The sequence below is a fragment of the Micrococcus sp. GbtcB5 genome (assembly GCF_019091605.1).
In the GTDB taxonomy this organism is placed as follows: Bacteria; Actinomycetota; Actinomycetes; order Actinomycetales; family Micrococcaceae; genus Micrococcus; species Micrococcus luteus.
In genome coordinates this window covers 1-443 of sequence record NZ_JAGXJK010000099.1, presented here as the reverse complement: position 1 = coordinate 443, position 443 = coordinate 1, and the positions used below count along the sequence as shown (strand labels likewise).

The following is a 443-nucleotide window of genomic DNA, read 5'->3' as shown; positions in this document are numbered from 1 at the left end:
CGCAATCTGGAACGGAGCTGCACCACGATCCGATGGGCGGAGGTGGGAGATCTCTCGACGTGCTCGTCGCGCGACGACGTGAAGGCTGTCGTCGGGGATGCGTACAAGGGAGAGCCCCAGGGCCGGTTCGTCGGCTCCACCAGCCAGCTGTGGAATTCCTTGGTCGGCATAGACATCGGCGACGTGGTGTTCATGCCGTCTAAGCTCAAGAAGGGCCTGCTCTACGTCGGGCGAGTGCCGGGGGGTATGCCTTCGACGCTCAGGAACCCGATGAGAATCGCCGGCGCGTGCGGGCAGTCGATTGGACCGCCACCACAGTGCGCTGGGCAGACCTGGACCAGGACCTCCCGGAGGCGCTGCAGGGACAACGGGCGGTCTTCGCGCTGAAGCCGGACCATGCGGAGGAGCATCTCGAGGCTGCAGCCGCTTCTCGACCCACCCGA

The 443-nt window shown here is 65.9% G+C and carries 1 protein-coding gene; it reads right to left on the bottom strand.

The window, feature by feature from the left end; translation table 11 throughout:
- The coding region (locus KVS67_RS11625) for a hypothetical protein (RefSeq protein ID WP_217565408.1) at positions 1 to 194 on the bottom strand (194 nt) is incomplete at its 3' end.
- Positions 195 to 443 lie beyond the last annotated feature (249 nt).